24 protein-coding genes, 1 tRNA gene and 1 pseudogene are annotated in these 22,488 nt (G+C 66.4%); 9 read left to right on the forward strand and 17 right to left on the reverse strand.

Annotated elements, in window-relative coordinates:
• Nucleotides 1–6 precede the first annotated feature (6 nt).
• Nucleotides 7–1,368, reverse strand: coding sequence for a 30S ribosomal protein S12 methylthiotransferase RimO (gene rimO / locus MAA8898_RS09680; RefSeq protein WP_094020787.1), 1,362 nt, complete (start codon nucleotides 1,366–1,368; stop codon nucleotides 7–9).
• 45 nt (nucleotides 1,369–1,413) lie between these two features.
• Between rimO and MAA8898_RS09685 the strand changes: the two genes are divergently transcribed.
• Nucleotides 1,414–1,671: a hypothetical protein gene (locus MAA8898_RS09685; RefSeq protein ID WP_141194821.1), complete on the forward strand. Its 258-nt coding sequence runs from the start codon at nucleotides 1,414–1,416 to the stop codon at nucleotides 1,669–1,671.
• A gap of 1 nt (nucleotide 1,672) precedes the next feature.
• On the opposite strand, the gene MAA8898_RS09690 is transcribed toward MAA8898_RS09685, so the two are convergent.
• Entirely contained in the window at nucleotides 1,673–2,296 is a 624-nt protein-coding gene (locus tag MAA8898_RS09690) for a GcrA family cell cycle regulator (protein WP_094020789.1), read from the reverse strand.
• A gap of 118 nt (nucleotides 2,297–2,414) precedes the next feature.
• Between MAA8898_RS09690 and MAA8898_RS09695 the strand changes: the two genes are divergently transcribed.
• Together MAA8898_RS09695 and MAA8898_RS09700 are read left to right on the forward strand one after the other, a co-directional pair.
• Nucleotides 2,415–3,224: an ABC transporter permease gene (locus MAA8898_RS09695; RefSeq protein ID WP_094020790.1), complete on the forward strand. Its 810-nt coding sequence runs from the start codon at nucleotides 2,415–2,417 to the stop codon at nucleotides 3,222–3,224.
• A gap of 126 nt (nucleotides 3,225–3,350) precedes the next feature.
• Nucleotides 3,351–3,427: transfer RNA gene (locus MAA8898_RS09700), tRNA-Met, on the forward strand.
• Here the strand turns inward: MAA8898_RS09700 and MAA8898_RS09705 are convergent.
• Nucleotides 3,384–4,178 (reverse strand): recombinase zinc ribbon domain-containing protein, encoded by a 795-nt coding sequence (locus MAA8898_RS09705; protein WP_094020886.1) that lies wholly within the window; start codon nucleotides 4,176–4,178, stop codon nucleotides 3,384–3,386. The two genes, MAA8898_RS09700 and MAA8898_RS09705, sit on opposite strands and share 44 nt — an antisense overlap.
• A gap of 6 nt (nucleotides 4,179–4,184) precedes the next feature.
• Nucleotides 4,185–4,820 (reverse strand): recombinase family protein, encoded by a 636-nt coding sequence (locus tag MAA8898_RS09710; protein WP_094020791.1) that lies wholly within the window; start codon nucleotides 4,818–4,820, stop codon nucleotides 4,185–4,187.
• Nucleotides 4,821–4,921: 101 nt separating this feature from the next.
• On the opposite strand from MAA8898_RS09710, the pseudogene MAA8898_RS09715 reads away from it, so the two are divergent.
• Nucleotides 4,922–5,708 (forward strand): annotated as a pseudogene (locus MAA8898_RS09715) (IS5 family transposase).
• Nucleotides 5,709–5,797: 89 nt separating this feature from the next.
• Here MAA8898_RS09715 and clpB read toward each other — a convergent pair.
• Nucleotides 5,798–8,413 (reverse strand): ATP-dependent chaperone ClpB, encoded by a 2,616-nt coding sequence (gene clpB / locus MAA8898_RS09720; protein ID WP_094020792.1) that lies wholly within the window; start codon nucleotides 8,411–8,413, stop codon nucleotides 5,798–5,800.
• Between the two features lie 211 nt (nucleotides 8,414–8,624).
• Between clpB and pyrF the strand changes: the two genes are divergently transcribed.
• Nucleotides 8,625–9,347 carry an orotidine-5'-phosphate decarboxylase gene (gene pyrF / locus MAA8898_RS09725; RefSeq protein WP_094020793.1) on the forward strand — a complete coding sequence of 241 codons (723 nt, stop codon included), beginning with the start codon at nucleotides 8,625–8,627 and terminating at the stop codon, nucleotides 9,345–9,347.
• Nucleotides 9,348–9,352: 5 nt separating this feature from the next.
• Here pyrF and MAA8898_RS09730 read toward each other — a convergent pair whose 3' ends face one another.
• Nucleotides 9,353–9,646, reverse strand: coding sequence for an NfeD family protein (locus MAA8898_RS09730; RefSeq protein WP_094020794.1), 294 nt, complete (start codon nucleotides 9,644–9,646; stop codon nucleotides 9,353–9,355).
• On the reverse strand, nucleotides 9,646–10,542 hold the full coding sequence (locus tag MAA8898_RS09735; RefSeq protein ID WP_176445115.1) for an SPFH domain-containing protein: 897 nt from the start codon (nucleotides 10,540–10,542) through the stop codon (nucleotides 9,646–9,648). The genes MAA8898_RS09730 and MAA8898_RS09735 overlap by 1 nt, the downstream gene beginning before the upstream one ends.
• Before the next feature lie 321 nt (nucleotides 10,543–10,863).
• On the opposite strand from MAA8898_RS09735, the gene MAA8898_RS09740 reads away from it, so the two are divergent.
• A complete protein-coding gene (locus MAA8898_RS09740) occupies nucleotides 10,864–11,115 on the forward strand; it encodes a hypothetical protein (RefSeq protein ID WP_094020795.1) in 252 nt (83 codons plus the stop codon).
• Nucleotides 11,116–11,201: 86 nt separating this feature from the next.
• On the opposite strand, the gene MAA8898_RS09745 is transcribed toward MAA8898_RS09740, so the two are convergent.
• Nucleotides 11,202–11,657 (reverse strand): NUDIX domain-containing protein, encoded by a 456-nt coding sequence (locus MAA8898_RS09745; RefSeq protein WP_094020796.1) that lies wholly within the window; start codon nucleotides 11,655–11,657, stop codon nucleotides 11,202–11,204.
• Nucleotides 11,658–11,691: 34 nt separating this feature from the next.
• Here MAA8898_RS09745 and MAA8898_RS09750 point away from each other — a divergent pair, with 34 nt between their 5' ends.
• Nucleotides 11,692–12,945, forward strand: a complete 1,254-nt coding sequence (locus MAA8898_RS09750; protein WP_094020797.1) for a DNA polymerase IV — start codon at nucleotides 11,692–11,694, stop codon at nucleotides 12,943–12,945.
• 52 nt (nucleotides 12,946–12,997) lie between these two features.
• Here MAA8898_RS09750 and MAA8898_RS09755 read toward each other — a convergent pair whose 3' ends face one another.
• From MAA8898_RS09755 to MAA8898_RS09775, 5 genes are read right to left on the reverse strand one after another with little or no spacing between them, the layout of a single operon-like run.
• The gene (locus tag MAA8898_RS09755) at nucleotides 12,998–13,327 is read right to left on the reverse strand and encodes a DUF3775 domain-containing protein (RefSeq protein WP_094020798.1); all 330 of its coding nucleotides are present in this window, start codon (nucleotides 13,325–13,327) and stop codon (nucleotides 12,998–13,000) included.
• A gap of 60 nt (nucleotides 13,328–13,387) precedes the next feature.
• Nucleotides 13,388–14,119, reverse strand: a complete 732-nt coding sequence (locus MAA8898_RS09760) for an SDR family NAD(P)-dependent oxidoreductase (protein WP_094020799.1) — start codon at nucleotides 14,117–14,119, stop codon at nucleotides 13,388–13,390.
• A complete protein-coding gene (locus MAA8898_RS09765; RefSeq protein ID WP_094020800.1) occupies nucleotides 14,116–14,685 on the reverse strand; it encodes a DUF3833 domain-containing protein in 570 nt (189 codons plus the stop codon). The genes MAA8898_RS09760 and MAA8898_RS09765 overlap by 4 nt, the downstream gene beginning before the upstream one ends.
• Nucleotides 14,685–15,488 (reverse strand): DUF1365 domain-containing protein, encoded by an 804-nt coding sequence (locus MAA8898_RS09770; RefSeq protein ID WP_094020801.1) that lies wholly within the window; start codon nucleotides 15,486–15,488, stop codon nucleotides 14,685–14,687. Before MAA8898_RS09770 ends, MAA8898_RS09765 begins: the two co-directional genes overlap by 1 nt.
• Nucleotides 15,485–16,780, reverse strand: coding sequence for an NAD(P)/FAD-dependent oxidoreductase (locus tag MAA8898_RS09775; RefSeq protein WP_094020802.1), 1,296 nt, complete (start codon nucleotides 16,778–16,780; stop codon nucleotides 15,485–15,487). The genes MAA8898_RS09770 and MAA8898_RS09775 overlap by 4 nt, the downstream gene beginning before the upstream one ends.
• Nucleotides 16,781–16,913: 133 nt before the next feature.
• Between MAA8898_RS09775 and MAA8898_RS09780 the strand changes: the two genes are divergently transcribed.
• Together MAA8898_RS09780 and MAA8898_RS09785 are read left to right on the forward strand one after the other, a co-directional pair.
• The gene (locus tag MAA8898_RS09780) at nucleotides 16,914–17,579 is read left to right on the forward strand and encodes a sigma-70 family RNA polymerase sigma factor (RefSeq protein ID WP_094020803.1); all 666 of its coding nucleotides are present in this window, start codon (nucleotides 16,914–16,916) and stop codon (nucleotides 17,577–17,579) included.
• A 7-nt stretch (nucleotides 17,580–17,586) separates the two neighbouring features.
• On the forward strand, nucleotides 17,587–18,237 hold the full coding sequence (locus MAA8898_RS09785) for a ChrR family anti-sigma-E factor (RefSeq protein WP_094020804.1): 651 nt from the start codon (nucleotides 17,587–17,589) through the stop codon (nucleotides 18,235–18,237).
• 80 nt (nucleotides 18,238–18,317) lie between these two features.
• On the opposite strand, the gene MAA8898_RS09790 is transcribed toward MAA8898_RS09785, so the two are convergent.
• Genes MAA8898_RS09790 through MAA8898_RS09805 form a run of 4 tightly spaced genes read right to left on the reverse strand, consistent with a single transcriptional unit; the run spans nucleotide 18,318 to nucleotide 22,476 of the window.
• A complete protein-coding gene (locus tag MAA8898_RS09790) occupies nucleotides 18,318–19,742 on the reverse strand; it encodes a gamma-aminobutyraldehyde dehydrogenase (RefSeq protein WP_094020805.1) in 1,425 nt (474 codons plus the stop codon).
• A 22-nt stretch (nucleotides 19,743–19,764) separates the two neighbouring features.
• Nucleotides 19,765–20,571, reverse strand: a complete 807-nt coding sequence (locus MAA8898_RS09795) for an ABC transporter permease (RefSeq protein ID WP_094020806.1) — start codon at nucleotides 20,569–20,571, stop codon at nucleotides 19,765–19,767.
• Nucleotides 20,561–21,484, reverse strand: a complete 924-nt coding sequence (locus MAA8898_RS09800; RefSeq protein WP_094020807.1) for an ABC transporter permease — start codon at nucleotides 21,482–21,484, stop codon at nucleotides 20,561–20,563. The genes MAA8898_RS09795 and MAA8898_RS09800 overlap by 11 nt, the downstream gene beginning before the upstream one ends.
• Nucleotides 21,484–22,476, reverse strand: a complete 993-nt coding sequence (locus MAA8898_RS09805) for an ABC transporter ATP-binding protein (RefSeq protein ID WP_094020808.1) — start codon at nucleotides 22,474–22,476, stop codon at nucleotides 21,484–21,486. The genes MAA8898_RS09800 and MAA8898_RS09805 overlap by 1 nt, the downstream gene beginning before the upstream one ends.
• Nucleotides 22,477–22,488: the final 12 nt, after the last annotated feature.

The raw sequence follows: 22,488 nt of genomic DNA on the forward strand, positions 1-22,488 counted from the left end.
CCCGGCTCAGACCAGCCGCCCCCAGAGGTCGTATTCGCCAGCCTCGTCCACCTCGACCGTGACGATCTGACCAGGCACAAGTCCCTCGCCGCCTTCGTCGATGAAGAGGTTTCCGTCGATCTCGGGCGCATCCGCCTTGGTCCGGCAAGTGGCCACGCCGTCGCTGTCCACCTCGTCGACGATCACCTCGATCCGCTGCCCCAGCTTGGCGGCCAGCTTGGCCTCGGAAATCGCCTGCGCCTTTTCCATGAAGCGCGCCCAGCGTTCGGCCTTGACCTCTTCGGGAACGTGGTCCGGCAGGGCGTTGGCCCGTGCACCGGCAACGTTCTCGTACTGGAAACAGCCCACCCGATCCAGCTGCGCCTCGTCCAGCCAGTCCAGCAGGGTCTGGAACTCTTCCTCGGTCTCACCGGGATAGCCGACGATGAAGGTCGAGCGCAGCGTGATCTCCGGGCAGATCGCCCGCCAGGCGGCAATCTCGTCCAGCGTGCGCGTCGCCGCCGCCGGCCGCGCCATCCGGCGCAGCGTCTCGGGGTGGGCGTGCTGGAACGGGATGTCGAGGTAGGGCAGCACGAGACCGTCGGCCATCAGCGGCACCAGGTCGCGCACCCACGGATACGGGTAGACGTAGTGCAGCCGCACCCAGGCGCCAAGGCTGCCGAGGTCCTTGGCCAGCCCCAGCAGCGGGAACTTTTCCTCGCGGTCCTTCCAGTCGGTGCCGTAGGCCGAGGTGTCCTGGCTGATGACCAGCAGCTCCTTCACCCCCGCCGCGACCAGCCTTTCCGCCTCGCGCAGCACGGCACGGGCGGGACGCGAGGCCAGTTTGCCGCGCATGTCGGGGATGATGCAGAACTTGCAGGCGTGGTTGCAGCCTTCGGAAATCTTCAGATAGCTGTAGTGGCGCGGCGTCAGACTGACACCGCTGGCGGGCAGCAGGTCGATGAACGGATCGGGATCGGGCGGCACCGCCGCATGCACCGCGTCCAGCACCTGTTCGTACTGGTGCGGCCCGGTGACGGCCAGCACCCTGGGGTGCGCGCCGGTGATGTACTCGGGTTCCGCGCCCAGGCAGCCGGTGACGATCACCCGCCCGTTTTCCGCCAGCGCCTCGCCGATGGCCTCCAGGCTCTCGGCCTTGGCGCTGTCGAGAAAGCCGCAGGTGTTGACGATCACCGCGTCCGCACCCGCATAATCCGACGAGATGCCATAGCCTTCGGCCCGAAGCCTTGTCAGAATGCGTTCACTGTCGACCAGCGCCTTGGGGCAGCCAAGCGACACCATGCCGATGGTCGGCTGTCCGGGACGCGCGGTTTCGGTCACGCGGGCGCGGGCGAGGTCGGGGCGAAGATCGGGAGGATTCTGAACCATGGCGCGTCATACAGCGACATGCGCGGCTGGGAAAGGTGGCAGGTGATGGCGTGGACCGGACTGGAGCAGATCGACAGCCCCTCGGGGTCGCTGCGGGCTGAGCTCGAGGTCGACCGCGCCGGGAACTACCGCTACCGGCTGTTGCGCCGGATCGCCGCCGCGCCCGAGGACGAGGGCGCGCTGGGCGACGGCGCATGGCTGGTCGAAGAAGTCTCCGGCCTCTACGACTGGCGCGGCACCTGCCGCAACGATGCCCACCGCACGCTCCGCCTGGGCGATCCGGCCCGAACCGGGCCGGACTGAGTCAGCGGCGGCGGTCGCGCCGCGCGCTCATCGGCTGGAAGGCGACGCCGACATGCGCCTCGCAGTAGGGCTTGCCCTGCTGCACCGGCAGACCGCAGAACCAGAAATCATCGGTCGCGGGGTCGCCCACCGGCCACTTGCAGGTCCGCTCGGTCAGCTCCATCAAGGTCAGCTTCTTGGCCTTCTTCTCGACCTCGTTGACCTTGGCAAGTGCCTCGGGGCTGATCTCGTTGGCCGAGGGCTGCGGCGGCAGCGGCTGTCCGGCCGGGATGATCTGCTTGCGCGCGGGCATCTGCGTCACCGGCGCGGGGGCCGGAGCGGCGGCAACCGTTTCGGCAGGCTGCTGCGGACGCGGTTCCGGCGCCGGTTCGGGCTTGTTCGCCGCGGCGGGCTTGGGCTGCGGTTTGGCAGGTTTGCCCGGTGGTTGCGACTTGGCCTCGGGCTTGGGGGCCTCGGGCTGCGGCGCGGGGGTGGTCCCGGCGCGGTTCGACAAGCCCAGCCGGTGCACCTTGCCGATCACCGCATTGCGCGTGACACCGCCCAGTTCCTTTGCGATCTGGCTTGCGGACTGCCCCTCGGACCACATCTTCTTGAGCAGTTCAACGCGTTCATCGGTCCACGACATCGGGTTCCCTCAGCGAAAAAAGCGGCCGCTGTGCGGGGCCGCCTGACGTTTCCTTGGTTGGCTCTATTCTAATCATCGCGGACCGAGTTACAAGGCGGCGCAACGCATAGGAGGCCTCATGACCACGACACAGACCTACGCCCCCGGCAGCCGACGCTTTGGACGCGTCAATTGGCTGGGATTCTGGACCCTGTGCAAGCGCGAGGTCCTGCGCTTCACCGTGGTCTGGACGCAGACGGTGCTGGCCCCGCTGGTCACCGCCGGGCTGTTCCTGACCATCTTCACCATCGCCATCGGCCCGCAGCGCGGCGAAGTGATGGGCGTGGCCTTCACCACCTTCATCGCGCCGGGCATCCTGATGATGACGGTGATCCAGAATGCCTTTGTCAACACCTCCAGCTCACTGATGGTGTCCAAGGTCCAGGGCAACATCGTCGACACCCTGATGCCGCCGCTGTCCCCCGGCGAGCTGGTACTGGGCTACGTGATCGGCGGGACGGCGCGCGGGCTGGCCGTGGCGATTCCGCTGCTGGTGACCTACTGGGCGATCCTGGGACTGGTGCCGCAGGCGCCGCTGGTCACCCTGGCCTTCGTGGCGCTCGGGTCGGCATTCCTTGCCTCGCTGGGACTGATCGCCGGGGTCTTTGCGCAGAAGTTCGACCAGATGGCGGCGATCAGCAATTTCATCATCACTCCGCTCGCTTTTCTCTCCGGCACCTTCTACTCGGTCGAGGCCCTGCCGCCGGGCCTCTACCAGGTGACCCACGTCAACCCGGTGTTCTACCTGATCGACGGCGCACGCTGGGGCATGATCGGCGTGTCGGACTCCAGCCCCCTGCTCGGCTTCGCCGTTGCCTTTGGCGCAACCCTGCTGGCGTGCCTCGTGGCCTGGGGAATGTTCCGCCGCGGAACAAAACTCAAGGCGTGAGCGGTTTGGCCGGTGACCGTTCCACGACCGAGGGCTCCGCTGAACGAGGGAAAAAATCCGAAAAAACTTCGCCGAATGCCATTGCACCTGCCTCCGAAGCACAATAGATGAACCTTACGAAATTGGCGCGGGGTGGAGCAGCCCGGTAGCTCGTCAGGCTCATAACCTGAAGGTCGTAGGTTCAAATCCTACCCCCGCAACCAACGATGTCGAACGCCCCGCAGGCTTGCCGCCTCGGGGATTTGTCGTTTCTGCCTTGTTGAGCGACAACAGCCCCGCCAGTTCCCCGACAAGTTCGAGCGCCAACGATTCGTCATCCGGAATCAGCCTGATTTCAGACAGAAGGCTGCGGATGATCAACGTTGCCTCCGCCTTGGTGGCGGGATTGTCGAGCGCCGCATTCAAACTGGCAACTTCGGCACGATACCGGTCCGCCAATCCGGGGTGCAGCAGCACCGGCGTCTTGTCCGGCTCGGCCGCGAGTTGGGCTTCCAGTTCCGCCTTGCGGGCCTCCAGCCCGTCCATCTTCGACTTCATGCTGGGATGGAACATGCCCTCAGCGATGGCATCGACGATCCGGTCGATCTGGCGCACAACGCCGACGAGTTCTTTCGCCGCCGCGTCTCGCTCCCGAAGGCTCTCCTTGCTGAGCCGGTTGTATTCTTCCTGGTAGGCTTTCACGAACTCGGCGATGAGATCAGGGTGGAGGAGCTCGTCCTTCAACCCCGAGAGGACGCGCCGTTCCAGACCTTCCTTCCGAATGGTCAGGCGGTTGTCGCAGGTCCCCTTGTTGCGGCTGTTGGCGCAGCCGTAGTAGGCCTTCCCGACGAGGATGTAGCCACCGCCGCAGCAACCGCAGGTCAGAAGGCCCGAGAACAGGTGGCTGGCGCGCTTGGCTTTGGCAAGGCCCCCGCTTATCGCGGAGTTGCGCGTGCTTTTCTGACGCGCCTTCACGGCATCTCAACTGTCCTGATCGATGATCCGGAGGTCCGGCACCTCTTCGATGACCCATTCTTCAGGCGGGTTCGAACGGGCTTGCCGACTGCCGGTCATGGGGTCTTTCAGGAACCGCTGCCTGTTCCAGACAAGCCTCCCGATATAGAGTTCGTTGTTCAGGATACCGGTCCCGCGCTTCTGATTGCCGTGGATGGTGGATGCACCCCACGTCGCGCGGGGTCCCTGCACACCCTCCCTGTTCAGCGCAGAAGCGATGCTGCGCGGGCTGATGCCATTGGCGTAGTCGCGGAAGATGCGGCGCACGACAGCCGCCTCCGCCTCATTGATCCGCCGCTCACCCGTCGTGGTGCCGCCATCGGTGGTCAGCGACCGCACAACGTCGTAGCCGTAGGTCAGGCCACCGGCGGATTTGCCATTCCGGACACGCCCCTCAAGTCCGTGTCGCGTCTTCTGTGCAAGGTCATTCAGAAACAGGCTGCTCATCGTGCCCTTGCTCTTGATGTTGCTGAGGGTCTTTCCTGACACGCCGCACGTCGCAGGATGAAGATCTTCCAACTGACGCCGAAGTGCCTTGACCTCGCAAGGGAGGTCGCTCGGCGGGCGGTGAAGGAAGTCGGCGATCCGGTTGACTGCGGTCATGCGCGCACGGTGTCGGACCGTATCGTCCGGCGAACCGCTAGGCCGTGTTGACAAAAGGGATTCACAGGGCGTGTTGATCGTGATTCAAGCTGGTATCTGCGATGGAGACCAGCTTGGCACGAGACCTGATGTCGGACGAGGAATGGACGTTCTTTGAACGGTTCATTGTGTCAGTCCGCGCGCCGAACGGGCGCAAACCGACCGATCACCGTCTTGTTCTTGATGGGATTTTCTGGATCGCGCGCACGGGATCTCCCTGGCGTGATCTGCCGGAAGAGTTCGGCAAATGGTCAAGCGTCTACCGCCAGTTCCGGCGCTGGACACTGGCGGGGCTCTGGGAGCAGATCTTGGACGCGCTGAACGAAAGCGGGGCGGTGCCGCATGCCCTGCAAAAGATCGACAGCACTGCGGTTCGCGCCCATCACCAGGCAGCGGGCGCTGAAGGGGGACTCCGCGACAGGGTTTTGGCCGTTCGCCTGGTGGCTTCACGACAAGGATCCACCTCATCGTCAATGCAGCAGGGCTGCCTATGAGGACGGAGATCACCGCGGGGCAAACCTCCGACTATCTCGGCTTCGATCTGGTCATGGCCGCCAATCTGCCGACACCGAGTGGTCTGCTGGCCGACCGAGGCTATGACGCTGACAGCATTCGAAAATCATGGGCAAACGCGATGTCTTGCCCGTCATCCCCATGCGTAAATCACGAAAAAAGCGCATTGCCGTCGACCGGTCCTTGTATCGTCTTCGAAACCTTGTCGAACGGTGCTTCGACAAGCTGAAGAACGCCCGCCGCGTTGCCACCCGTTACGACAAGACTGCGGAGAGCTTCCTGGGCTTCATCGACATCACGTCGATCAGGCTTTGGATCCGTCATTTGTCAACATGACCTAGAAACTGCATCCCCTTTGCGGCCCCCCACAAACGGAAAAAGGCGGGGTTTCCCCCGCCTTTCCCGTCAGTTGCCAAAGCGCTGGTTCAATGCACCACCGCATCGTCGGGGCGCGGCCGGTTCGAGGCCGCCACACGGTCGCCGATGATCAGACCGTCGGTTCCGGCCGACACCGGGACGAGGTCGCCGTCCGTCACGTCGCCGGCCAGCAGCATCTCGGCCAGCGGGTCCTGCAACGCGCGCTGGATCACGCGCTTGAGCGGGCGGGCGCCGAAGACCGGGTCATAGCCTTCGTCCGCCAGCCAGGTCTTGGCCGCGTCGTCCAGCTCCAGCCGGATCTTGCGCGCCGCGAGCCGCTTGAGCAACCGCCGCAGCTGGATCTCCACGATGCCGGTCATGTCCTCGCGCTTGAGGCGGTCAAAGATGATCGTCTCGTCGAGCCGGTTCAGGAATTCCGGCCGGAAGTGCGCCCGCACCGCGTCCATCACGTCGCGCCGGGCACCGCTCGGGTCGGCCCCCTCCGGCATCTGGCTGAGCGCCTGCGAACCGAGGTTCGAGGTCAGCACGATCAGCGTCTGCTTGAAGTCGACCTTGCGGCCCTGGCCATCGGTCAGCACACCGTCGTCCAACACCTGCAACAGAACGTTGAACACGTCCGGATGCGCCTTCTCGACCTCGTCGAACAGCACCACCTGGTAGGGCCGGCGCCGCACCGCCTCGGTCAGCACGCCGCCTTCGTCGTAGCCGACGTAACCCGGAGGCGCGCCGATCAGACGGGCGACCGAGTGTTTCTCCATGAACTCGGACATGTCGATGCGGACCATCGCGTTGTCGTCGTCGAACAGGAACTCGGCCACCGCCTTGGTCAGTTCGGTCTTGCCGACCCCGGTCGGCCCGAGGAACAGGAACGAGCCAAGCGGCCGGTTCTCGTCGTTCAGACCGGCGCGTGCCCGGCGCACGGCATTGGCCACAGCCGTCACCGCCTGGCTCTGGCCGACCACCCGCCGGTGCAGGTCGTCCTCCATGCGCAGCAGCTTTTCGCGCTCGCCTTCCAGCATCTTGGAGGTCGGGATGCCGGTCCAGCGCTCGACGACGCTGGCAATGTGCTCGGGCAGTACCGCCTCCTCGACCATGACATCGAGATCCTCGGTCTCCGCCTCGCCCAGCTTGCGCTCAAGCTCGGGGATGCGACCGTACTGCAGCTCGCCGGCGCGGGCAAAGTTGCCCTCGCGCTTGGCCTGCTCCAGTTCGGCGCGCAGGTGGTCCAGCTCTTCCTTGATGTCGCGGGCCGAGGCCAGCTTGTCCCGCTCCGCCTGCCAGCGCGCGGTCATCTCGGCCGACTGCTGTTGCAACTCGGACAGGTCCTTTTGCAGCTTGGCCAGCCGGTCCTTGGAAGCCTGGTCATCCTCCATGCGCAGCGCCTCGACCTCGATCTGCTTTTGCAGGATGTCGCGGTCCAGCGCGTCCAGCTCCTCGGGCTTGGAGTCCACCTCCATCCGCAGACGGCTGGCGGCCTCGTCCATCAGGTCGATTGCCTTGTCGGGCAGGAACCGGTCGGTGATGTAGCGGTGCGACAGGGTCGCCGCCGTGACCAGCGCCGAGTCCGAGATCCGCACACCGTGGTGCAGTTCGTACTTTTCCTTGATGCCGCGCAGGATGCTGATCGTATCCTCGACCGTCGGCTCCTCGACCATCACGGGTTGGAAACGCCGCGCCAGGGCCGCGTCCTTTTCGACATGCTTGCGGTACTCGTCCAGCGTGGTGGCGCCGACGCAGTGCAGCTCGCCACGCGCCAGCGCCGGCTTCAGCAGGTTGGAGGCGTCCATCGCCCCGTCCGCCTTGCCCGCGCCGACCAGCGTGTGCATCTCGTCGATGAACAGGATGATCTCACCGGCGGCCGACGTGACCTCGGACAGGATCGCCTTCAGGCGCTCCTCGAACTCGCCGCGATATTTCGCCCCGGCGATCAGCGCGCCCATGTCCAGCGCCAGCAGGCGCTTGTTCTTGATCGATTCCGGCACGTCGCCGTTGACGATCCGCAGCGCGAGGCCCTCGGCGATGGCGGTCTTGCCCACGCCGGGTTCACCGATCAGCACCGGGTTGTTCTTGGTCCGGCGGCTGAGCACCTGCATGGTGCGGCGGATTTCCTCGTCGCGGCCGATGATCGGGTCGATCTTGCCTTCACGCGCGCGCTCGGTCAGGTCGAGGGCGTATTTCTTGAGCGCCTCGTAGCTGTCCTCGGCTGTCGCGGTGTCGGCGGTGCGCCCCTTGCGCACGTCGTTGATCGCCTGGTTCAGGCTCTGCGGGGTGACGCTCCCGGCGTCCAGCGCCTCCTTGGCCGGGCTCTTGACCATGGCCAGCGCGGTCAGCATCCGTTCGACCGGGACATAGCTGTCCCCGGCTTTGGTTGCCAGCTTCTCGGCCTCGTCCAGCACCTTGCCGGTGGCGGAATCCAGGTAGACCTGCCCGGCGTCGCCGCTGACTTTGGGGATCTTGGCCAGCTTGGTGTCCAGCACCTGGACCACCCGCTGGGGCTGTCCGCCCGCGGCCTTGATCAGGTTCGACGCCATGCCCTGATCGTCATCCATCAGCGCCTTGAGCAGGTGCTCGGGGGCCAGCTTCTGGTGGCTCTCCCGCATCGCGATGGTCTGCGCGGCCTGAATGAACCCACGCGCACGTTCCGTGAACTTCTCCAAGTTCATATCTTTCTCCTTCGATCAAGCGCCCCTTGAAATGCTCCGCGCCTGGCTTGGCAGCACGCGGTTCCTCGGGCCTCGATCTCAAGATGGCCCCGCCAAGCTGCCGGTTCAAGAGAACGCCGTGGCAAAAGTGCAACGGCTGCCGTGATGCTGTCGCTTGACCTCGCCGCCCCCGCCTTTCATGAGGGAGCAACGCAACCCTTGGAGAGCCCTGATGTCCGATGACCGCCTGATCGTCGCCCTCGATGTGCCGAATGTCGTCATGGGGCTGGACCTGGTCGAGCAGTTGGGGGATGCCGTGTCCTTCTACAAGATCGGGCTGGGCATGCTGACCGGCGGCGGGCTGGCGCTGGCCAACGAGTTGAAGCAGGAACACGGCAAGCGCATCTTTCTGGACATGAAACTGTTCGACATCGGTGCGACGGTCGAGGCGGCGGTGCGCGGCCTTGCGCAGTACGACCTCGATTTCCTGACCGTGCACGGCGATCCCTACGTGGTGCGCGCCGCCAAGGAGGGCGCCGCAGGGTCCCAGACCAAGATCCTCGCCGTGACAATCCTGACTTCGCTGGACCGGTCCGACCTCGATTCGGCGCTGATCAAGGCAGGCGATATCCCCGATCTCGTGGCCGAACGCGCCGCGCGCGCCTTCGAGGCCGGGGCCGACGGTGTCATCGCCTCGCCGAACGAGGCGGCGCTGATCCGTGCCCTGCCCGAAGCCAGGGGCCGGCTGATCGTGACGCCCGGCGTGCGCCCCTCCGGCGCGGACAAGGGCGATCAAAAGCGTATCGCGACCCCCGCGCAGGCGATCCGCGACGGGGCCGACCACATCGTCGTCGGCCGCCCGATTCACCGCGCCGACACGCCGCGCGCCGCCGCCACGGCCATCCTGAGCGAGATGACTTCGCCCCAGGCGGAACGGCCCAATCGCGGTGCCTGAGCGCCTCAGTCCTCGTTGATGTCCTTGTCCCAGATCCGCGTCTGCCCCTTGCGCACCCCGGCCAGCCGCCGCATCACCAGCCAGGCGATCAGCGAAAACACCGCGAAGGTCAGCACCGTCAGCGGCACCGCGCCGTGCAGGAACAGGCCCGACGGCCCGGCCAGCAGGAACAGCAGGCCCATCGCCAGGGCGCCCAGCGCAAAGCCCAGGAAGATGGTGCCCGGCACGATCACCTCGAGGATGGCCAGCGCGACCCCGGCCGCCATCCAAATCCACCAGACGTTCCAGCCCCAGCCCATCACTTGCCGGCCCCCTTCAGCATCTTGAAGGCATCGGCAAAGGCATCCAGCGCGTTGGCCGGCAGGATCACGGTCTGATTGCCCGTGCCCTGCCCCACGGCCGTCAGCGCCTCGACCTGCTTGATCGCGATCTGGAACTGCGCCGCCTCCATGCCGTTGTCCTGGATCGCCTTGGCGATGACCCCCGTGGCATAGGCCTCGGCGTCGGCGGTGATGCGGCGCGCCTTGGCGGCCTGTTCGGCGGCGTAGAGGTCGGCATCGGCCTGCAATTCGACCGCGCGGCGCTTGCCCTCGGCTTCGGTCACCTGGGCGCGGCGCGCCCGCTCGGCGTTCAGCTGTTGCAGCATGGCGCCGCGCGTCGCCTCGTCCAGGTTCACGTCCAGGATTTCGGCCCGCGTCACTTCGATGCCCCAGTCGTCAACCGCGTCCTCGACGTTCTTCTTGATCTCCTGGATCAGCTGCGAACGGTTGGATTGCACCTCGTCCAGCTCCATCCGGCCGATCTCGGCCCGGACGATGCCGGCCACGGTGGTGGCGATGGCCGCGTCCACGTCGCGGATGCGGTACACGGTCTTTTCCGGCTCGAGGATACGGTAGAACACGCTGGTCTCCACCTGCACCAGCACGTTGTCCGAGGTGATGGCGTCCTGCGTCGCGTCGGGCAGCTGGCGTTCGAGGATCGAGATCTTGTGCCGCACCTTGTCAAAGAAGGGCACGATCAGGTTGATCCCCGGGCCAAGCACCGCGCGCAGCCGGCCAAAGCGTTCGACCACGTGCTTTTCCGACTGCGGCACGATCCGCACGCCCAGAAAGATGCACAGGACGATCAGCCCGGCCAAGAGCAGCCAGACGATGGTGCCGTCGGCGGGGTCGATCACGATCTGGTACGGGATCATGGGCGTCTTCCATCTGTTGAGGTTCGGCCCAGCATTGCAGACCAAGAAACCGGAGGGAAGCGGGCTTGTGCGCCGTCCCGACCGCTGCCGCACCTGTCGCGCAGCCGTGCCCACAGAAGGGAATGCCTGACCTTCCAGAGCGGTTCCCACCCGCTCTCAATCCCGGCAGCCGGCCGCGCAAACCCCTGTTCCCCGGCAAAAATCCGCCCAAATCCCTCTCTCGGGCAGGTTTTCCATACCTGTGTCCCCCATGAAACAGGCGCAGACTGCTCCTACATAATTGACACGCGGCCCAGAGAGGCCGGCAGTCAGGAGACCGCCATGAGCAGTTGGAATCCCCGCATCGACCAGGTGCGTTACAACGCCGCTGAACAATGTTTCGAGGCTCTGGTCACCGTTGTCACCGCCCAGGGCCTGCTGCGGATCGCCAGCCAGTACACCGCGCCCATCACCACCGACTTCGAAGAAGCCGCGCGCGGGCTGTGGATGCGTGCCCGGCTGCACCTCGGCACGCCCGAGATGATGCAGCTGCGCCTGCCGGGCCTGTCACAAGCGGTGCCCGAAGCCGCCTGATCCCATCGGCTCATTCACGCCTGTATGAGCCTCGCCGCCTCCCCCTTGTCCCTCGGGGTCGCGGTGTGCCTGCCGGGGCCCGCCTGCTAGCCAGCGGGTCCCGGCATTTTTCCCGGATCGCCCTGCGCGGCCAGGTAGTCGCGCAGGATGTCGCGGAAATGCGGGATCGCGTCCCGTGCCTCGATGAAATCCCCGGGTGGCATCGCGTCCCAGCCCTGCCCCTCATCGCCGAACACCACCTCGTCCAGGATCGATTCGGGCAGGTGCGCTGCGAAGAACCAGCTGACCTTGCCCGCGTCATCGCGCAGGTGGGCCAGCCGCAACACCTCTGCCGACAGGATCAGCCCCAGTTCCTCCCGCGTCTCGCGCAGCACGCAGGTTTCCGGGCTTTCGCTGCCGTCCCGCGCACCGCCGGGAAAATCGAGAAAGCCGGGCCAGGGGATCGAAGGCTTGTTGTCACGCCGCAGCACGACCAGCCGCAGCCCGGCAAACAGCAGCAGCTTGGCGCCGTCGAACTCTCTGCGCGGATCGCTTTCGCTCATGGCGCCCTCTTCGGCGGCGGGGTATATTGGCCCCATGCCCGCCCTCTGCCGCGATTGCCTGACCCGGTTCGACGCTGGCGCGCGCTGCCCAAGGTGCGGGCGGCCGCGGGTGATCGCGCATGACGAACTCTGGGACCTCTCCATTGCCCATATGGACTGCGACGCCTTTTACGCAAGCGTCGAAAAGCGCGACAACCCCGAACTGGCCGACAAGCCGGTGATCATCGGCGGCGGACGGCGCGGCGTGGTGTCGACCGCCTGTTATGTCGCCCGCATCCGCGGCGTGCGCTCGGCCATGCCGATGTTCAAGGCGCTGGAACTGTGCCCCGACGCGGTTGTGTTGAAGCCGCGCATGTCCGTCTATGCCGAGGTGTCGCGCCAGATCCGGACGCTGATGGAGGAACTGACGCCCGCGATCGAGCCGCTGTCGCTGGACGAGGCCTTTCTGGACCTGTCGGGCACCCAGCGGCTGCACGGCGCGCCGCCTGCCGTCATGCTGGCGCGGCTCGTGCAGCGCATGAAGGCCGAACTGGGTGTGACCGGCTCCATCGGCCTGTCGCACAACAAGTTCCTGGCCAAGATCGCATCAGACCTGGACAAGCCGCGCGGGTTTGCCGTGATCGGCAAGGCCGAGACGCAGGCCTTTCTGAAACCGCGCCCGATCCGGCTGATCTGGGGCGTGGGCCTGGCCAGCGCCGAGACGCTGGAACGCGCCGGCATCCGCACCTTCGAGGACCTGCTGCGCTGGGACAAGACGGACCTGATCGCACGCTTCGGCAGCATGGGGGACCGGCTGTGGCACCTCGCGCGCGGCGAGGACAGGCGGCGTGTGACCCGCAATGCGGCCGTCAAGTCGATCTCGAACGAGACCACGTTCAACGAGGACACCGCCGATCCGGACATCCTGGACGGGCACCTCTGGCGGATGGCCGAAAAGGTCGCCGACCGGGCCAAGGCCAAGGGCATCGCCGGGCGCACCGTGACGCTGAAGCTGCGGCGGTCGGACTACCGCATCGTGACGCGGCGGACCAGCCTGCCGGACGCCACCCAGATCGCCGACCGCATCTACCGCGTCGCCCGTGCGCTGTTCGACCAGGTGCCCGGGGGAGAGTCCTACCGGCTGATCGGCGCGGGCATCTCGGACCTGGTGCCCGAGGCGCAGGCCGACCTGGAGGGCGACCTGCTGGACCCGCAGGCCAGCGCGCGGGCCAAGGCGGAACGCGCCACCGATGCGATACGCGCGAAATTCGGCGAAAACGCCATCCTCAAGGGTCGCGCGTTGCGCTGATGCGCCCGGCGGCGAGCAGTCCCGGATCAGGTCCGGGACGGGTGTCGCCCTGTCACGCCCCGCGGCGCATCAGGTCGTCCTCTTCGCCGGTTGCGTCAAAGCCGTAGGCCTCGAGCCCCGCTTCCAGGTGATCCGCCAGGTGCGGCGTGCCGATCAGGTAATCCGCCGTCGGCGTCGTCGCCTCGGCCATGGCGGTCTGGTACGCCTCGTCCCAGTCCTCGGGCTCGAACGCACCGCGACCGACCCACATCACGGCGACCAGCGCGGCCTGTTCCTCTTCGTCCATCCGGTCGATCAGGCCGCGCAATTCACCCTCGGCGCGGCCCAGTTCCCGCGCCATGAGGATCACGGCGGCCACCTTGTTCGGGCTGATATTTTCCATCTCGCGTCTCCTGTCCTTGGCTGACACAGCCTAGCCGATAGCAGACACCAATCCTTGATCCTACGCAAACAGGCGATAATACAGCCAGTCGGGCAACAGCTGGCTGCCCCGGAAGATCAACGAGAAGGCGCGTGGAAAGGCGCGCTGGAACCGCCGCCCCGACATATGCGTGAAACAGATCTCGGCCGCCGCTTCGGGCGACATGATGAAAGGCATGGAAAAATCGTTCTTTTCCGTCAACCGCGTGCGGATGTAGCCGGGAATCAGAAGCTGCACGTCAACATCGGTGCGGTGCAGGTCGGCATAGAGCGACTCGGCCAGCGCCATGACCCCCGCCTTGGAGGACACGTAGGCCGCCGCCCCTGGCAGGCCGCGATAACCGGACAACGACCCGGTCAGCACGAAATGGCCCCGGCCCCGGGCGACAAAGCGCGGGATCACCACGCCCGTCAGCCGCATCGCCCCGGTAAAGTTCACGTCGGCCATGGTGTTTGCCTGGGCCGCGTCCCAGTCCTGCGCCCCGAACGGCCAGTAGGCCGCCGCGATCTGGATCACGCCGTCGATCTCGCCGAGGCGGCCAGCCACCGCCTCCAGCGCCTCGGCGTCGGTCACATCGACCGGTTCGACCACCGACGGTCCGGGCAGCGCAGCGGCCAGCGCCTCCAACTTGTCCGTCGACCGCGCGCTGAGAACCAGCTCGACCCCGGCCTTGCTCAGCCGATGCGCCAGCGCCTCGCCCAGCCCCTCGCTGGCGCCGACCAGCCAGTAGCGTTTGCCCTTCCAGTCCCTCAAGCGACCTCTTCCTTGCGCCGCATGGTGGCGACCAGCTCGGCCACCTTGATGCCGAACTTGCGGAACTGCGAGCGGTTCACGATGGTCCCGTTTGGCGCGAGGTACATCCAGTCGGTGGTGTCCAGCACGTGGCCGCCCGCGTCCTCGGGCAGGCGGATGCGATAGCGCAGCTGCACCGCCGCGCCGCTCTGCTGGCCTTCGCCCTCACCCACCACGTCGGGCGCAGTGGCGCGGATGCGGCCGTCGTTGCCCAGCGTCAGGTTCCATTCGCGGTGCTGTTCACTGCCCGACTCGTAGGTGAAATGCTCGTGCATCACACCCTGGTTGCCGTTCCAGGTCGCCTCGAACTCGCCGACAAAGCGCGATGTGACGCGGCCCGTGGGGCCGTAGATCACGCCTTCGCAGATCAGCGGCCCGTTGAGATGGGTGCGCAGGTCGAACACGGTCCCGGTGTCGGCGGCGTAATCTTCGGGCCGCTGCGCCATGAAGCCGAAGTAGCGCGATTTCAGGTAGCCCAGGATCAGCATCAGCGCCGAGCCGAGCGCCACGTAATAGAGAGCGTCCATCAGGTTGCCTCCTTGATGTGCCCACCCGGACCGGGCCGGGCGGTTTGCATGGGTGTCGTGCTGACCGCGTCGCGCGGCGGTTCGGGGCGCGTGCGATAGCTGGCCCCCTTCCACCACAGCTTGAGCGCCTGCCAGTGGATCAGCGCCAGTACCCGCCGCGCGCCAAACGGGCGCCGCAGGGCCGAACGCAGGATATCCCTGCTGGTCAGCGGTGTGCGCGGGCCGACGAGCGTGGCGATCAGCCCGCCCTTGTCGTGCCCGAATTCGATCCAGACGCCGATCTTGTCGTCGCGGATGTCGAAGCGAAAGACATAGTCGCCCGCGACCGGCTGGAACGGCGAGACGTGAAAGATCTTCTGCGCGGTGATCCGGTCGGTCTGCGTGATCGGCCTGCCATCGGGACGCGTGCAGAGGTAGGAATGCCGGTCGCCAAAGGTGTTGCTGACCTCGGCGATCACTGCCTTGAGCGCGGCACCGTCATAGGCCAGCCAGAACGACACCGGGTTGAACACATGGCCCAGCAGCCGCGGCTGCGCCAGCAGCATCAGAGGCCCGCGAAACGTCACGCCATGCTCCGCCAGCACCTCGCGCGCCCACACCGCGCCACGGCCCTGTTTCGGCGCGCCGCCGTGGTCACTGTCCTGCAACGAGGTCACGTTGGCGCGGTTGCGCGAGAACAGCCAGGGTCCGCGCACCGGCGCCTCGGCGTCCAGCATCACGTAGTCCACCGAGTAGCGAAAGGCGTTCGCCACCTCGCCCTTGCGGCCGTGATAGGTGTGTCCTCGGATCAGGTCGACGGTCATGCCACCTCCGCCATTGCGCCGCGCGCCAGGATCGCCCCGGCCACCTCCGCGCCACTGGCCAGCCCGTCTTCGTGAAAGCCGTTCTTCATCCAGGCGCCGCAGAACCACGTCCGCGATGTGCCGTTCATCGCCGCGATCTCGCGCTGCGCCTCCAGCGCGCCCAGGTCGTAGACCGGGTGGCGCAGCGTCACCTCGTCATGGATCAGCTCTTCGCGGATCGGGCGGGTGGTGTTGAGCGTCACGAACAGCGGGTCATTTTCCGGGATCGGTTGCAGGCAGTTCATCCAGTAGGTCAGGTCGATGCAGTTCATCTCCTTGCGCGCCGCCTCGGTGTAGTTCCACGCGGACCAGCAGGCCCGGCGTTTGGGCATCAGCGACGTGTCGGCGTGCAGCACCACGCGGTTCGGCTGGTAGGCGACCTTTCCCAGCGCCGAACGCTCGGCCGGTCGGGCATCGGACAGCAGGCGCAGGGTGTCGTCCGAATGGGTGGCAAAGACCACCTCGTCGAAACGTTCCCACGCGCCGCCCCGGGCGCGCACCTCGACCCCGTCGGGCAGGCGGCGGACGCCAGCGATGGGCGCCCCCAGCCGCAAAGCCACGTTCTGCGCCCGCATCGCTGCCTCCAGCCGCGACACGTATTCCTGCGCCCCCCCCCTGACCGTGTACCACTGGTGCTGGCCGGTATGGCTGAGCAGGGCGTGGTTCTCGAAAAAGCGGATCAGCGCGTAGGCCGGGAAATCCAGGATCTTTTCCGTCGGTGTGGACCAGATCGCCCCCGACAACGGCAACAGGTAGTAGTCGCGGAACCAGTCGCCGGTGCCCAATTTCGCCAGGAAATCACCCAGCGGCACGTTTGGATCGCGCGCCTCGTCCAGCGCGCGCGAGTTGAACCTCATGATATCCCGGATCATCCGCAGGAAGCGCGGGTTCAGGGCATTGCGTTTCTGCGCAAAGACGGCGCGCAGGTCACGCAGGCCGTATTCCATTGCCCCGCCGCGCAGGCTGGCGGAAAAGCTCATGTCCGATTTCACCACCGGCACGTCCAGCTTGTCGAACAGCGCGGTCAACAGTGGGTAGTTGGCATAGTTGAACACGATGAACCCGGTGTCGACCGGCTGCGTCCCGCTCTTGCCCGCCAGACGCGTGCGGGCGTGCCCGCCCAGCCGCGGCTCGGACTCGAACAGGGTGATCCGATGCTGGTCGGCCAGCATGTGGGCTGCGCCCATGCCGGAAATGCCCCCGCCGATCACGGCAATCTTGCGTCGGGCGGCCGGGGTGGCTTCGAATGGCATGTGCTGTCACGTCCCTTTGAGAAAGCTTTGTCATGTACCGTTTACGCCGCAGCTTTCACAACGGATGAAAAAAGAACCGAAAAGTTCCGCCCCCGGGTGTGATCCAAACCGCCACGCGCGGCGTATCCTTCACATGTTAGGCGCACTGCACCCTCACGACCCCCGCGACGCTACGACTATTGCCGCCGCGTCGATCGCAAGGCATGTCAAGGCGAGGAACTTTGACAAGGGTAAGCCCGTGGGAGCGCAGAAAGCAGAGGGCGACACAAAGGATTGGGTCGCGGTCCTGGTCCGCATTCGCGATGACCGGGACGAACGGGCCTTCGTCGAGGTGTTTCGGCACTTCGCGCCGAGGATCAAGGCGTTTCTCATGCGGTCCGGCGCCGATGCCGCGCTGGCAGAGGAATGCGCGCAGGAGGTGATGGCCACCGTCTGGCAGAAGGCGGCGCAGTTCGATCCCTGCCGCGCCTCGGTGGCGACGTGGATCTTCACGATCGCCCGCAACCGCAGGATCGACGTCCTGCGCCGACACAAACGACCGGAGCCCGAGGATCTTCCCTGGGGCCCGGAGGCCGAGCCGGACCAGGAGGACTGGCTCAGCCTGCAACAAGAGAGTGAACAACTGGGAGAGGCGATTGCCTCTCTCCCCGACAAGCAACGGGACCTGATCGAAAAGGCCTATTTCGGCGATCTGTCGCACAGCGAGATCGCCGAGGCGACCGGCCTGCCCCTGGGCACGATCAAGTCCCGCATACGATTGGCGCTGGACCGCCTCAGACACGCTATGGACAGGAAGTGATCACGCGATGAGCAAGATAACGCATCACCTGACCGATGACCTCATCATGGGATATTCCGCCGGGCTGCTGCCCGAGGCGGTCAACCTTGTCATCGCAACCCATGTGTCGCTTTGCGACGAATGCCGCGCGGCGGTGGAGGCGCATGACGCCGTGGGGGGCGCCGTGCTGGACACGGCCGAAGGCGTCGCCGTGTCGGAGGACTGCCTGCAAGGCGCGCTGGTGCTGATCCGCGGCATGGAGCCGGAACCCGCGCGTCGAGAGATCCGCGTCGCGTCCGACCCGGTGCTGCCGGCCCCGCTGCTGGACTACATCGGCGGATCGCTGGACGCGGTGAAGTGGCGGCCCATCGGCATGGGGGTCAAGCAGGCCATCCTCAAGACCTCGCCCGATGCGACGGCGCGCATGCTGTACATCCCCGCCGGAACCGCGATGCCGGATCACGGCCACCGCGGGCTGGAACTGACGCTGGTCCTCAAGGGCGCCTTTCACGACGACGAAGGCTATTTCGCGCGCGGCGATATCGAGATCGCGGACGCCTCGCTGAACCACACGCCGGTGGCCGACATCGCCGAGGACTGCATCTGCCTCGCGGTGACCGATGCGCCGCTGCGGCTCAAGGGGCTGGCGCGGCTGGCACAGCCTTTCCTCAAGATCTGACCCTCCTCCCGTCAGATCGCGAAGCGGGCCTGCGACCACCCCGGTCGCAGGCCTGTTTCTTGTCTGGCACCCGGCGAAACCTAGTGCTTGATCATCACGTGCCGCGCGACGGTGTAGTCCTCAAGCGCGTACATCGACATGTCCTTGCCATAGCCCGAGGCCTTGAGCCCGCCGTGCGGCATCTCGTTGGTCAGCATGAAATGCGTGTTGATCCAGGTGCAGCCATAGCGCAACCGCGCCGCCGTCGACATGGCGCGGCCGATGTCCCTGGTCCAGACCGACGACGCCAGGCCATAGTCGCTGTCGTTGGCCCAGTTCACCGCCTCGTCGACGTCACTGAACGGCGTGACTGACACCACGGGGCCAAAGACCTCGCGCTGCACGATCTCGTCGTGCTGCTGCGCACCCGCGATGACGGTGGGCGTATAGTAGTAGCCGCGTTGGCCATGCACCGCGCCGCCGGTTGTGATCTCGATGTGGTTCACGTCGCGGGCGCGTTCGACAAAGCTGGCCACGCGGTCGCGCTGGCGGGCCGAGATCAGCGGCCCGATCTCGTTCTGCGTGTCGTCGGCGTTGTCATAGACGATCGACGACACCGCCGAGGTCAGGTCGGCGACAAGGTTTTCGTAGACCTTTTTCGAGGCGTAGATCCGGCAGGCGGCGGTGCAGTCCTGCCCGGCGTTGTAATAACCAAAGGCGCGCAGCCCCTCGACCACCTCCGAGATATCGGCATCGTCGAACACGATGACCGGCGCCTTGCCGCCCAGTTCCAGGTGCGTACGCTTGACCGTCTTCGAGGCCGCTTGCAGCATCTTCTTGCCCGTCGCCACGTCCCCGGTGAGGCTGATCATGTCCACGCCCTTGTGCGTGACCAGCGCGTTGCCCACCGTTTCGCCGCGCCCGGTGATGACGTTGACCACGCCCTTGGGCAGTTCCTCGGCCAGGATTTTCGCGAATTTCAGCGCCGTCAGCGGGGTCTGCTCGGACGGCTTGAACACCACGGTGTTGCCGCCCGCGATGGCCGGGGCCAGTTTCCACGCCATCATCATCATCGGGTAGTTCCACGGCGCGACAGAGGCGACCACGCCCACCGGGTCACGCCGGATCATCGAGGTATGGCCGGGCAGGTATTCACCCGCGACCGGCCCGTGCATATTGCGCGCGGCCCCGGCGAAATAGCGGTAGGTGTCGACGATGGCCGGGACCTCGTCGCCGATGGCGGCGTTGATCGGCTTGCCGCAGTTCAGCGCCTCGAGCGCGCCGAAGGCCTCGCCCTCGGCCTCGATCCTGTCGGCGATGCGCAAGAGCGCGGCCGAGCGTTCCGCGGGCGAGGTGCGCGACCAGCCATCAAAGGCCTCGTTCGCGGCGGCGACGGCGGCGTCTACCTGCTCGGGCGAAGCTTCGGGCAGGTCGAGGATGGTCTCGCCGGTGCGCGGGTTCAGGATCGCCTCGGCCGTCTCGGTGCCTGCGGTGAAGGCGCCGTTGATCAGAAATTGGGTGTCCATGTCAGGTCTCCACGTCTTTGTGTCACTTGCCGCCCCCGGCGGTCTCAGCGCCGCCGCGGGTCAGGTAATAGGCGCCGAGGATCGGCAGGAAGGTCACCAGCACCACCATCATGGCGACGACGTTGGTCACCGGGCGCTGGCGCGGGCGCACCAGTTCCTCCAACATCCAGATCGGCAGCGTCTGCTGCTGGCCGGCGGTAAAGGTGGTCACGATCACCTCGTCGAAGGACAGCGCAAAGGCCAGCATCCCGCCCGCCAGAAGCGCGGTGCCGATGTTGGGCAGCACGATGTAGCGGAAGGTCTGGAACCCGTTGGCCCCGAGATCGGCGGAGGCCTCCAGCATCGGGCCGGAAATGCGCCGGAACCGCGCCACCGCGTTGTTGTAGACGACGACGATGCAAAAGGTCGCGTGGCCCAGGATGATGGTCAGGGTCGAAAACGGGATGCCGCCCAGGTTGAAGGCCGACCGCAGCGCGATGCCGGTGACGATGCCGGGCAGCGCGATGGGCAGGATCACCAGCAGCGACACGGTTTCCCGGCCAAAGAACCGCGCGCGGCTGACGGCGGCGGCGCAGAGCGTGCCCAGTACCAGCGCCAGCACGGTCGAGACCGTGGCGACCTTCAGCGAGAGCGTCAGCGCCTCCCACACGTCGGGGCGGTTCCAGGTCACGCCAAACCACTTCAGCGTCAGCCCTGGCGGCGGCCACTGGTAGGTGCGGTCCTCGGTGGTGAAGGCGTAGACAAAGATCAGCAGGATCGGCAGGTGCAGGAACAGCAGCCCGGCAAAGGCCGCGATCTTCAACCCCAGGGAGGCGCGGTCAGAGGGCATCGAAGGCTCCCTTCCGCTTGGCCACCCACAGGTAGACCCCCATGATGACGATGGGCACCACGGCAAAGGCGGCGGCCAGCGGGATGTTCCCCGCCGTACCCTGGTGGGCATAGACCGCCTGACCGATGAAGTTGCGCGACGAGCCGACGATCTGCGGGATGATGTAGTCGCCCAGTGTCAGCGAAAAGGTAAAGATCGACCCGGCGATCATCCCCGGCAGCGCCATCGGCAGCACGACATGCCGCAGCGTCTGGCGGCGCGAGGCGCCGAGGTCGTCCGAGGCCTCCAGCAGGTTCTGCGGCACCCGCTCCAATGAGGCCTGCAGCGGCAGGATCATGTAGGGCAGCCAGACGTAGAGAAACACGAGGAAGGTGCCGATGTAGCTGACCGAGAGCGAGTTGCCTCCGATCACCGGCAGCGCGAGGATCGCGTTCAGCACCGCGCTGGCGCCGATGCCGTCCACCGCCCAGGTCAGAATGCCCTCCTTGGCCAGGATCAGCTTCCAGGCGTAGACCTTGACCAGGTAGCTGGACCACAGGGGCAGCATCACGGCCAGGTAGAAGAACGCCTTCATCCGGCCCCGCGCATAGCGCGCCGCGTAATAGGCGATGGGAAAGGCGATGAAGACAGAGGCCACCGTGACGGCGGCCGCCATGACCGTCGTGCGGATGACGATGTCATAGTTCGACGGGCGCAACAGCTCGCCGTAGGTCTTGAGCGTGAACTCGTAGTTGATCAGCCCTGAGAATTCGTCGATCGAGAAAAAGCTCTGCACCAGCAGCGCGGCGAGCGAGCCGATGTAGACCACCCCCAGCCACAGCAGCGGCGGCCCCAGCAGCAGCGCCAGCAGGACGCGCGGACGCCGCCAGAACAGGTCGGACAGCGGATCGGTCAGGCGGGCGAGGGCGGCCATCAGCCTTCCTCCATCCGGTGCAGCGCGTCCGCGTCCCAGGTCAGGCCCACGGCGGTGCCCGGCGCGGGCGCGTCGAGGCTGGCGGGCTGGTCGACGGCCAGCTCGGCCGCACCGGCGCGGACCGTGATGCGGTTCACCGGACCCAGGTAGCGGCGGCCGGTCACCGTGCCGTCGATCAGCCCCACGCCGGGGGCGGTCAGCGCGATGACCTCGGCGCGCAGGCTGGCCCAGCTTTTCGGCGAGCCGACAGCGGCGCAGAACGCGGGCGGCAGCACGTTGGCGGAGCCGACGAAATCCGCGACAAAGCGTGTGCGGGGGCGCTGGTAAATCTCTTGCGGCGTGCCGATCTGCACGATCCGCCCCTCGTTGAAGACGGCGACCTGGTCAGCCATCGACAGCGCCTCGCCCTGGTCGTGGGTGACAAAGACAAAGGTGATGCCCAGCCTTTGCTGCAGCGTCTTCAGCTCGTCCTGCATCGCCTCGCGCAGCTTGAGGTCCAGCGCGCCCAGCGGTTCGTCCAGCAGCAGCACCTTGGGCTTGTTCACCAGCGCGCGCGCCAGCGCCACGCGCTGCCTTTGGCCGCCAGACAGCTGTGCGGGTTTGCGGTCGCCGTAGCCCTCCAGCTTGACCAGGGCCAGCATCTCCTCGGCGGCGGCGTGCCGTTCGGGGCGGGACACGCCGCGCACCATCAGCCCGTAGGCCACGTTGTCGCGCACGCTGAGGTGCGGAAACAAAGCGTAATCCTGAAAGACGGTGTTCACCGGGCGACGGTTGGGCGGCAGGTCGTCAGACTGCGCGCCAAAGATGCGCACATGCCCCGACGACGGCCGCTCAAAGCCCGAGATCAGCCGCAGACAGGTCGTCTTGCCCGAGCCGGACGGCCCGAGCATGGCGAAAAAGCTGCCTTCGGCGATTGTCAGCGATACGCCGTCCACCGCGCGCACTGTCCCGAAATGGCGCGAAACCCGGTCGAATTCCACCGCGTGAGTCATGACACATCCCTT

Source organism: Antarctobacter aquimaris, from assembly GCF_900184945.1.
Classification (GTDB): domain Bacteria; phylum Pseudomonadota; class Alphaproteobacteria; order Rhodobacterales; family Rhodobacteraceae; genus Maliponia; species Maliponia aquimaris.